7 protein-coding genes are annotated in these 9,052 nt (G+C 69.6%); 3 read left to right on the top strand and 4 right to left on the bottom strand.

Annotation, left to right across the window (positions count from 1 at the left end; all coding sequences use genetic code 11):
* The first annotated feature begins 255 nt into the window (after positions 1 to 255).
* Positions 256 to 630: a DUF488 domain-containing protein gene (locus tag HUW62_RS43125; RefSeq protein WP_163862235.1), complete on the top strand. Its 375-nt coding sequence runs from the start codon at positions 256 to 258 to the stop codon at positions 628 to 630.
* 81 nt (positions 631 to 711) lie between these two features.
* Here HUW62_RS43125 and HUW62_RS43120 read toward each other — a convergent pair whose 3' ends face one another.
* The 3 genes from HUW62_RS43120 to HUW62_RS43110 all read right to left on the bottom strand — a co-directional run bounded on the left by HUW62_RS43120 (position 712) and on the right by HUW62_RS43110 (position 6,336).
* Entirely contained in the window at positions 712 to 3,858 is a 3,147-nt protein-coding gene (locus HUW62_RS43120; RefSeq protein ID WP_163862777.1) for an efflux RND transporter permease subunit, read from the bottom strand.
* A 76-nt stretch (positions 3,859 to 3,934) separates the two neighbouring features.
* A complete protein-coding gene (locus tag HUW62_RS43115; RefSeq protein ID WP_163862779.1) occupies positions 3,935 to 5,071 on the bottom strand; it encodes an efflux RND transporter periplasmic adaptor subunit in 1,137 nt (378 codons plus the stop codon).
* Positions 5,071 to 6,336 (bottom strand): TolC family protein, encoded by a 1,266-nt coding sequence (locus tag HUW62_RS43110; protein WP_240356103.1) that lies wholly within the window; start codon positions 6,334 to 6,336, stop codon positions 5,071 to 5,073. Before HUW62_RS43110 ends, HUW62_RS43115 begins: the two co-directional genes overlap by 1 nt.
* A gap of 227 nt (positions 6,337 to 6,563) precedes the next feature.
* Here HUW62_RS43110 and HUW62_RS43105 point away from each other — a divergent pair, with 227 nt between their 5' ends.
* Positions 6,564 to 7,019: a MarR family winged helix-turn-helix transcriptional regulator gene (locus HUW62_RS43105; RefSeq protein WP_176437759.1), complete on the top strand. Its 456-nt coding sequence runs from the start codon at positions 6,564 to 6,566 to the stop codon at positions 7,017 to 7,019.
* An 87-nt stretch (positions 7,020 to 7,106) separates the two neighbouring features.
* On the opposite strand, the gene HUW62_RS43100 is transcribed toward HUW62_RS43105, so the two are convergent.
* On the bottom strand, positions 7,107 to 8,147 hold the full coding sequence (locus HUW62_RS43100; protein WP_176437758.1) for a cell envelope biogenesis protein TolA: 1,041 nt from the start codon (positions 8,145 to 8,147) through the stop codon (positions 7,107 to 7,109).
* Positions 8,148 to 8,392: 245 nt separating this feature from the next.
* On the opposite strand from HUW62_RS43100, the gene HUW62_RS43095 reads away from it, so the two are divergent.
* On the top strand, positions 8,393 to 9,052 hold a 660-nt coding region (locus tag HUW62_RS43095), incomplete at its 3' end, for a 2-oxo acid dehydrogenase subunit E2 (protein ID WP_176437757.1).

Genomic DNA, 9,052 nt, shown 5'->3' with positions numbered 1-9,052 from the left:
GCCCCGTCCAACCCGCCGCCCGTCCTGCGTACCGCCCCGTCCAACCCGCCGCCCGTCCTGCTCAACCACCGCGCCGTTCCGCCGCGCTTCGTGATGCCATCCCATAGCAGGGCGCGTGCCGCGTCCTTCGCCTCGGTGGATCCAAGCGTTTCCAAGGACTTGCGACACAGCCACCGCGAGTGATCGGCCCAGGTCCGGTAAGAAGTCGGGTGAACCCTTCCGGAATGGGTGCCGACTCCACCGCGTTGCCCCTGGATGCCCATCAAGACCCGTCGCTGGTGTGTGCCTGGCGAGCCCGATGATGGCTTGCGACTCCTCATCTGCCGCTACAGGCCGCGCGGGCTCCCCAAAGCCAAGGAGACCTGGGACGCGTGGCGCCGCGAACTCGCCCCCAGCCCCGACCTCTTCGAGGCCTTCTACGGCAAGGGCCAGACACCGATAACCCTGGATGTCTACCGAACGCGGTACATCCAGGAAATGCAGTCACAGCGGGAAATCATCGTGGAGCTGGCCGAGCGCGTGGACCGGGGTGAGACGGTGACGCTGCTCTGCTCCAAGGACTGCATCCTGGAGCCCGTCTGTCACCGCACGCTGCTCGCCGAGCTCATCGAAGCCGCCCGACGCTCCTGACCTTCTGGAGCGTGGGCGGCCTCACCGCCGGGACGTGGGAGCCAGTTGCTCCCTCGCCCGCCAGCGGCGTCCTTCACTGCCTCACGGCGCCGGAGCGTGCGCCGGGAGTTCGTCGTCGTCCGCCGCTTCCCGCCGGGACTCGCCGCGCACCTTCTGCATCAGCACGTAGAGGCCCGGGATGAAGACCAGGTTGACGATGGTGGACACCAGCATGCCGCCGAACACCGTCGTGCCCAGCGAGTTGCGAGCCGCCGCGCCCGCGCCCTGCGCCGTCATCAGCGGCACCACGCCGAGGAGGAAGGCGATGGACGTCATCAGGATGGGACGCAAGCGCACCTCGGCGGCCATCACCACCGCCTCCAGCGCGTCCTTGCCGCTCTCCCTCAACTGCTCGGCGAACTCGACGATGAGGATGGCGTTCTTGCTGGCAAGGCCCACCAGCATCACCAGACCCACCTGGCAGAACACGTCGTTGGCGTAGCCGCGCAGGAGCTGCAGCCCCAGCGCGCCCATGATGGCCAGGGGCACCGAGAGGATGATGACGAACGGCAGGCTGAAGCTCTCGTACTGCGCCGCCAGCACCAGGAACACGAACAAGAGCCCCAGGCCGAAGATGATGACGGTCTGCCCGCCGCTCTCCTTCTGCTCCAGGCTGATGCCCGTCCACTCCGCCGTCATGCCCTGGGGAAGAATCTCCGCCGCCAGCGCCTCCATCGTCTCGATGGCCTGGCCGGAGGAGACGCCCGGAGCCGCGGCGCCGTTGACCTCCGCCGAGCGGAACAGGTTGTAGTGACGGATGACCTGCGCGGACACCGTGGGCGTCACCTTCACCAGCGACTCGAGCGGAATCATCTCCCCGTTGTCGCTGCGCACGTAGAACGCGCCGATGTCCTGCGGGCTGTCGCGGTATTGCTGCTCGGCCTGCACGTAGACGCGGTACGTCCGGTTCGCGTAGTTGAAGTCGTTGACGTACTGGCTGCCCATGTAGACCTGCATCGTCCCGAAGACCTGCTCGATGGGGATGCCGAGCGCCTTGGCCTTCTGACGGTCCACTTCCACGTCCAACAGCGGCGTGTCCGCGTTGAACGCGGTGAGCACGCCGCGCAGCCGTCCATCCGCGTTGCCCTTCGCCACCAGGTCCTGCGTGGCCGTCGCCAGCTCATCCAACGTGCGCGAGCCGGCCGTGTCCTCGACGATGTACTGGAAGCCGCCCACGCTGCCCACGCCACGGATGGCCGGAGGCTGGAAGGGGATGACACGCGCGCCACCGATGCGGCTCAGCGGCCCGCGCAGCCGCTCCACCAACCCCGCCACCGACTGGGTCTTCCCCGGACGCTCCTCCCAGGGAATGAGGCTGGTGAACACCGTGGCCAGGTTGGGGCCCGTGCCCTGGAAGGAGAAGCCGCCGATGGCGAACATGGCGCGCACCTCCGGCTGCTGCTTGAGCACGTCCTCCACCTGGGCCAGCACCTTCTCCGACTGCGCCAGCGACATGCCCTCCGGACCCTGGATGGAGATGATGACGTAGCCCTGGTCCTCGTCGGGGATGAAGGCCGTGGGCGTCACCCGGAACAGCACCGCCGTGGCCGCGATGCAGGCCAGGAAGGCGACGAGGACGATAAGCGGGTGCTTGAGCAGCGCGCGCAATCTCCGTCCGTACCAGGCGCGCGTCGCGTCCAGCACCTTGTCCACCCAGCGGAAGAACACCCACTTCTCACCCACGTGGTGCTTGAGCATCCGCGCGCTCAAGGCCGGGGTGAGCGTCAGGGCGCAGAACGTCGACAGCGCCACGGACGCGGCGATGGTCAACGCGAACTGTCGGTAGATGGCGCCCGTCGTTCCAGGAAAGAGGGCCACCGGGACGAACACCGCCACCAGCACGACGGAGATGGCGATGACCGCGCCGGCCACCTCCTTCATGCCCTCGCGCGCCGCCTGCCGCGCCGTCAGGTGTCGCTCCACCATCAATCGCTCGATGTTCTCGATGACGACGATGGCGTCGTCGACGACGAGGCCCGTGGCCAGCGTGAGGCCGAAGAGGGTGAGGGTGTTGATGGAGAACCCCATCAACTGGACGAAGGCGAAGGTGCCCACCAGCGAGACGGGCAGGGTGAAGGCCGTAATCAGCACGCTGCGCCAGCCGTGCAGGAACAGGAAGATGACCAGGATGACCAGGGCGATGGCTTCCACCAGCGTCTGGAGCACCTCGTGGATGGAGGCGCGCACCGCGAGCGTGGTGTCCGTGCCCGTCTGGAACGTCATGCCCGGAGGGAACTGCACGGACAGGCGCTCCAACTCCTTGAAGACGCCGTCGCGCACGTCGAGCGCGTTGGCGGTGGGCAACTGGAAGATGGCCAGACCCACGCCCGTCTTCCCGTTGAAACGCAAGAGCGTGCCGTAGTTCTCCGCGCCCAGCTCCACCCGGCCCACGTCCTTCACGCGCACGGCCTTGCCGCTCGCGTCGCGCATCAGGACGATTTCGCCGAACTCCTCCGGCTCCACCAGACGGCCGCGCGCGCGGACCGCGAGCTGGTAGGGCTGCTCGTCACTGGAGGGCGGCTGGCCCACCTGGCCCGCGGCCACCTGGAGGTTCTGCTCCTGGAGCGCGCGCGTCACGTCCTGGGGCGTGAGCTTGCGGCGCGCCAGCTCCGTCGGGTCCAACCACAGGCGCATGGAGAACTTGCGCTCGCCGAAGATGCGCACCTCGCCGACGCCGCGAACGCGTTTGATGGCGTCCTTGAGATTCACGTCGGCGTAGTTGCTGAGGAACTTCGCGTCGTAGCGGTTGTCCGGGCTGGACAGACCCACCGTCATCAACATCTGGCTGGACGCCTTGTTGACGACGATGCCCGTCTGGTTCACCTGCGCGGGCAGGCGCGCGGCGGAGCGGCTGACGCGATTCTGCACGTCGACGGCGGCGACTTCGATATCGCGCGTGGGCTCGAAGGTGACGGTGATTTGGCTGGTGCCGTCGTTGCTGCTGGTGGAGGTGATGTAGCGCATGCCCTCCACGCCATTGAGCTCCTGCTCGATGGGGATGGTGACGGCGCTCTCCACCACTTCGGCGCTGGCGCCCACGTAGTTGGCCGTCACCGTCACCTGCGGCGGTGCCAGGTCCGGGTACTGGGAGATGGGCAGGGTGGGGATGGCAATCGCCCCCACCAGCGTCAGCAAGATGGAGCAGACGATGGCGAAGACGGGTCTGCGGATGAAGAAGTCGACGAACACGGCGTTCAGGCCCTCATTCTCATGGCGATATCCAGGCCTCGCGCCGCTGCTCGCGAGGCTTGGGTCCATCCCCTGCTCAGCGGCTGCCCGCCGTGGCGGCACCGGACCCGGCGCCCGGACCGGCGTCGGGGGACTTCACCTTCACGGCCATGCCGTCGCGCAGCGCCTGCAGCGAGGACACGGCGACGCGGTCGCCCTGCTTCAGTCCACCTTCGATGACGTAGGACAAATCTCCCAGCGTGCCGAGGACGATGGGACGGCGCTCCACCACCGTCTTGCCCTCCTTGTCCTGCACCACCATGGCGAAGGGCTGACCACTCAGCCGCACCACCGCGAGCGCGGGAATCTGCAGCGCGTCCCGCACGGCGTAGACGATGCGCGCGCGCACCAGCTCACTGGGGCGCAGGCCCGCGGTGTTCTGGAAGGCCGCCTTCACCTCCACCAACTGCGTGCGCGGGTCCGCCTGCGGCGCGACGAAGAACAGGGGGCTGGTGAGCAGCACCTTGCCCCGCGAGTCGAGCACCTCCAGCATCGTGTCCGGCTTGAGGGCGCGGGCGCGCTCGGACGGCAGCGCCACGCTGACCTCCAGCACATCCGCCTGGGCAATCGTCGTCAGCGGCGTCGTCGCGCCCACGAAGTCACCCATGCGCACCAGCACGTCGCCCACGGTGCCCGCGAAGGGCGCGCGCACGGCGTGGAACTGCAGCTGCACCTGGCGCTGGGCCACCTGCGCGGCGGCGGAGCGCGAGGCGGCCTCGGCGGCCTCCACCTGGGCGCGGCCCTGCTCCAGCTCCTGCGCGCTGGCCAGGCCCTCCTTGTAGAGGGCCTCCGTGCGCGCCAGCGTGGTGCGCGCCAGCTCCCGGCTGACGTGCGCGGAGCTCTGCTGCGCCTGGGCGCTGTCGAGCGCGGCCGTCTCCGTGCGGGAGTCGACCTCCAGAATCGGCGCCCCGGCCTCCACCTTCTGGCCCGGCTTCACATGGATGCGGCGCACGTAGCCGGCCACTTGAGGCAGCACGGTGATGTTCTGCCGCGACAAGAGCGAGCCCAGATACTCCCCGGTGTCGCGCACCTCGCTGGGCGTCAGCGTCAGCACCTGGACTTCGCGAGGAGGTGGAGCAGCCGGAGGCGCCGCCTTGCCCGAGCAGCCCGCCGCCACCAGCAGGGCGGTACTCCACAACGTCATCTTCAGCGCCTTCAGGGGGCGCACCCGCATCACCAGTCGCACCGGGCCTCCGTCAAGAATGCGTCCAGGCGCGCCTGGACAAGCTCGAACTCACGCAGCGCCAGCGTCAACTCCGCCTGGCGAAGGGCCGCTCCGCTCTGCACCAGCTCCAGGCTGTCGCCGCGGCCCACTTCAAAGGAACGTCGGGTGAGCCGGTCCGTCCGGTCCGCCAGCTCGCGCGACTCGGACGCCGTCTTCACCAGGGCCTGCGCCACCTCGATGCTGCGCCGGGCCTGCGTCACCTCGACGGACACGTCGCGGCGGCTGCCCTCCAGCGCCTCGGCCGCCTGCCGCTCGATTCCCTCGCGCTCCTTCACGAGACCGCCGCGCTGGCCGCCTTCCCAGATGGGGACGGACAGCACCGCGGCGATGCTCCACGTGGAGAAGCGTCCGAAGCCCGGGTCCGTCGTCACGCCTTGCAGGGTGCTCGTCAGACCGAGCGAGGGCAGGTAGCCCGCGGATGCCTGTCGGCGGCTGTCGCGAGACGCCTCCACCTGCGCGCGAGCGGCGGCCAGGTCCGGCCGGGCGTCCAGGTTCTCCAGCGGGGTGCACGCCTTGCGCGTGTCCTCCATCAGCCCGTTCAGGTTGAAGGACGTGTCCACGCCCACCGCGTTGCCGAAGCCCAGGGCGATGCCGAGCGCCTCGCGGGCCCGGCGAAGCTGCTCGTCACCCGCGACGAGCGCGCCGCGCGCCAGCGCCACGTCCTGGTTCACCCGCACCACGTCGAGCTGGTTGCTCGCGCCCAAATCGAAGGAGCGCGTCGTCAGCGCGGAGCGCTCCAGCGCCTGGAGCAGTCCCACGCGGTTGAGCTCCGCGGCCCGCTCGGCCGCCACGGTGGCGACCAGGGTACGCGCGAGTCCCAGCGTGAGGCGGCGACGCAAGTCCTGGAGGCTGGCCACCGCGCCGCGCTCATTGGCCGCGGCCGACGACAAGCCGCGCCAGGCGCCCACGTCCACCAGCGACTGGCTCAGCGACGCGGAGACCGAGCCCAGAATCGGCGCGGTGCCCGTGCGCCCGTCCAGGGCTGGCGAGGGAAACACACCCACCGCCGTGTCTGGGTTGAGGAAGTCATGCGTGGCGCTCGCCTGGGCGCGCGCGTTGGGCAGGAGCGTCCCCAAAGCCTGACGCCACCGGCCCTCGGCCCGCTGGATGCCGGCTTCGGCGGACCGCAGGTTCGTGGAGCGCTCCCGCACGAGCGTCAGCGCCTGGTCCCAGGTGCTGACCTGCTGAGTGGCGGGAGGAACCGGGGCCAACATCGGGTCCTCCACCTTCGGCTGAAAGGGGACGGGCGGAGGAACAGGAGGATTCGGCGCGGCAGGCGTCGAGGCAGCGACGAACGCCAGGAGGAGAACGGTGGAGGCGGACATACCAAGGGGGTAGGTAAGAGTGACTGCAGGTGCGACTCGACTCCCCCCACGCGACGAATCGCGTCAGGCAGATGTAATTGACAACCATTGTAGGCGACAACTATTTCTTCAGACGAATGACTTTCGCGGAGCACCTCGCCTCGCTGCGTCGCAGCCTTCGCCGCCACCTGACCGACAAGCTCGGGGTGCGGACGAGTCGCCCGTTCAATCAACTGCTGGCGCTGAAGGCCATTTCCGAGGGCGTGCGCAAGCAGTCCGCGCTTGCTGAGCGGATGATGGTGGACGCGCCCGCGGCGAGCAGGCTGGTGGATCGGCTGGAAGAGGATGGGCTGGTGTTGAGGCGGGCCGGAGAGGACCGGCGCTGCTTCAGGCTGGAGCTGACGGCGGCGGGCGAGCACGACCTGGCCCACCTGCTCGACGTGCTGCGGGAGATGGATGGCGAGCTGGGGGAGTACCTCCCGGAGCCGGAGCTGTCGGAGCTGAAGCGGCTGATGGAGAAGCTCCAGATGGGCCTGACGATGCGCGCGGGCGGTCCGGAGTCCTCCGACGGCGGTGGCGGCTGCGGGGAGTGAGCGGGCCTCCGAAACGACGAAGGGCCCGGCCTCCGGAAGTGAATCCGGAAGACCGAGCCCCTCGGCTCGAAGCGGTGAATCGGCCTGTCAGGCCTGCTGCGCGGACTTCGGCTCGGCCTCGGCGGCGGCCGTGACTTCGGCGGCGGGGGCCTCGGCGGGCGCCTGCTGCGCGGCGGACTGGGCCTCGGATTCGGCGCGCACGCGGGAGGTCTCCTCGGTGCGCTGGTCGCTGGCGGCCATCTCCTCCGGGGTGAGCTCGGTGCGCTCGGCGAGGGTGCCCGTCTTCTTCTCCAGGTCCTTGATGGCGCGGCGCATGAGGTCGCGCTCCAGGAGCGTGCGGTTGAGCCGCTTCTCCAGGGCCTTGTACTTGTCCTTCATCAAATCCAGGTCGCCCTTGGTCGCGGCGTAGACGCGCTGCTGCGTCTCGTTGCGACCCTTGATGCGACGCACTTCCTTCTCCAGCTCCACGGCGCGGTTGCGGTCCTTGTTCGCCGCCTGCTCCAGCCGGTCCATCTTCTCGCGGTCCGCCTCGCTCAGCTCGCGGATGACGCGGCGGGGAGTCCGGTCCTCGCGAGCGGCCTCGGCCACCGGCGTCACCGACACGGCCGCGGCCACCACCTGCTCACCCTCCTTGGCGGGGGCGGCGATCTGCGCCACGGGCGCGGTGGCGACGGGCGCGGCGGGGGCCTGCTGCGGCGGCCGACGACCACGGCCACCCTCCGACTCCGCCTTCAGCCGCTGGTTCTCGGTGAGCACCTGCGCCAGCTCCAGGCGGGTCTGCTCGAGCTGCAGCGACGCGTTGCGCTCCACCTCGGCGCGGGCCTTGGCCAGGTCCTGCGTACCCTTGTCGCCCTCCTTCTGCTCGAAGACCTTGCGCTTGGTCTGCTTGAGCTGCTCCTTCACTTCCTGGAGCGCCGCGCGCTGCTCATCCAGTTCCTTCTGCTTGCGCTGCAGCTCCGCTTCGGCCTTCGCGCGCGCGGCCCTGTGGTCGGCTTCCAGCTCGACGCGGGGCGTGTTGGAGGACGAGGAAGAGGACGGGAGCGCCGTCTGCTTCGCACCGCCGACGAAGAGGTTGAAATACAGCGAGATGGCGAGCCCGACTGCCAGGGCGATGACCAGGAGAACCACGGGACGACCTCCACGGGAGGGATATGCAAAAAGCGGGGCAGCCTATCGTCCAGCGCGGGCCCGTCAAGGGTGCGCAGAGCGGACGGCCCCGGTACCCCGCCTCCATGCCCTGTTCGGAGCAGGGGTGCACGTGCGAAATCGACGGCCCCCTCGGAGGGCAATCGCCCGGACGGGGTCTTCCCCGCCCCGCCGGGAGCCGCGATGCTGCGCCGCGCCCGCGGGAGGCCCCGAGGAGCACGTGTGACATGGCCCATCTGGAGCTGAGACCCAAACCGCGCGTATCGAGCTTCCGCAAGCTGGCCATTGGAAGCTGGGGGACGGCGTATGACCCCACCGTCTACGGCACGCTGACGGTGCGGATGGACCGGGCGCTCGTCTACATGGAGGCCTTCCAGCGGAGCACGGGCCTGCGGCTGACGGTGACGCACCTGGTGCTCAAGGCGCTGGCGGAGGCGCTGCGGCGCTGCCCGGACGCGAACGCGGTGCTGCGCTTCCACCGCATCTACCTGCGTCAGCGAATCACGGTGTCCGCGCTGTTGCGCTCGGAGACGGGCTGGGCGCCGGTGCGGGTGGTGGACGCGGACCAGAAGAGTCTGCGCGACCTGGTCCTCGCGCTGGACGCCGCGCGCGAGGAGGCGGGGACTCGCCAGGGTTGGCGCTGGGTGGAGAAGGTGCCCGCGCCGTTGATGCGGTGGTTCACCGGAGGGGTGTCGTTCCTGGCGGTGACGCTCAACCTGGACCTGGGCCGCTTCGGCCTGCCGAGGGACGCGTTCGGCGCCGCCATCGTCACGGACGTGGGGGAGCTGGGGTTGGACGCGGCGTATCTGCCGCTGGTGCCCTTCACGCGGGTGCCGGTGTTCCTGGCGCCTGGAGCCGTGAGGGACACGCCGGTGGTGGAGGAGGGG

It is taken from the genome of Myxococcus sp. AM011 (assembly GCF_013372595.1).
In the GTDB taxonomy this organism is placed as follows: Bacteria; Myxococcota; Myxococcia; order Myxococcales; family Myxococcaceae; genus Myxococcus; species Myxococcus eversor.
This window is presented reverse-complemented; position numbering and strand designations above follow the sequence as displayed.

Excerpts from the sequence above, each read along its gene's own strand:
- HUW62_RS43125 (WP_163862235.1), top strand. The coding sequence starts at position 256 with ATGCCCATCAAGACCCGTCGCTGGTGTGTGCCTGGCGAGCCCGATGAT.
- HUW62_RS43115 (WP_163862779.1), bottom strand. The coding sequence starts at position 5,071 with ATGCGGGTGCGCCCCCTGAAGGCGCTGAAGATGACGTTGTGGAGTACC.
- HUW62_RS43110 (WP_240356103.1), bottom strand. The coding sequence starts at position 6,336 with ATGTTGGCCCCGGTTCCTCCCGCCACTCAGCAGGTCAGCACCTGGGAC.
- HUW62_RS43105 (WP_176437759.1), top strand. The coding sequence starts at position 6,564 with ATGACTTTCGCGGAGCACCTCGCCTCGCTGCGTCGCAGCCTTCGCCGC.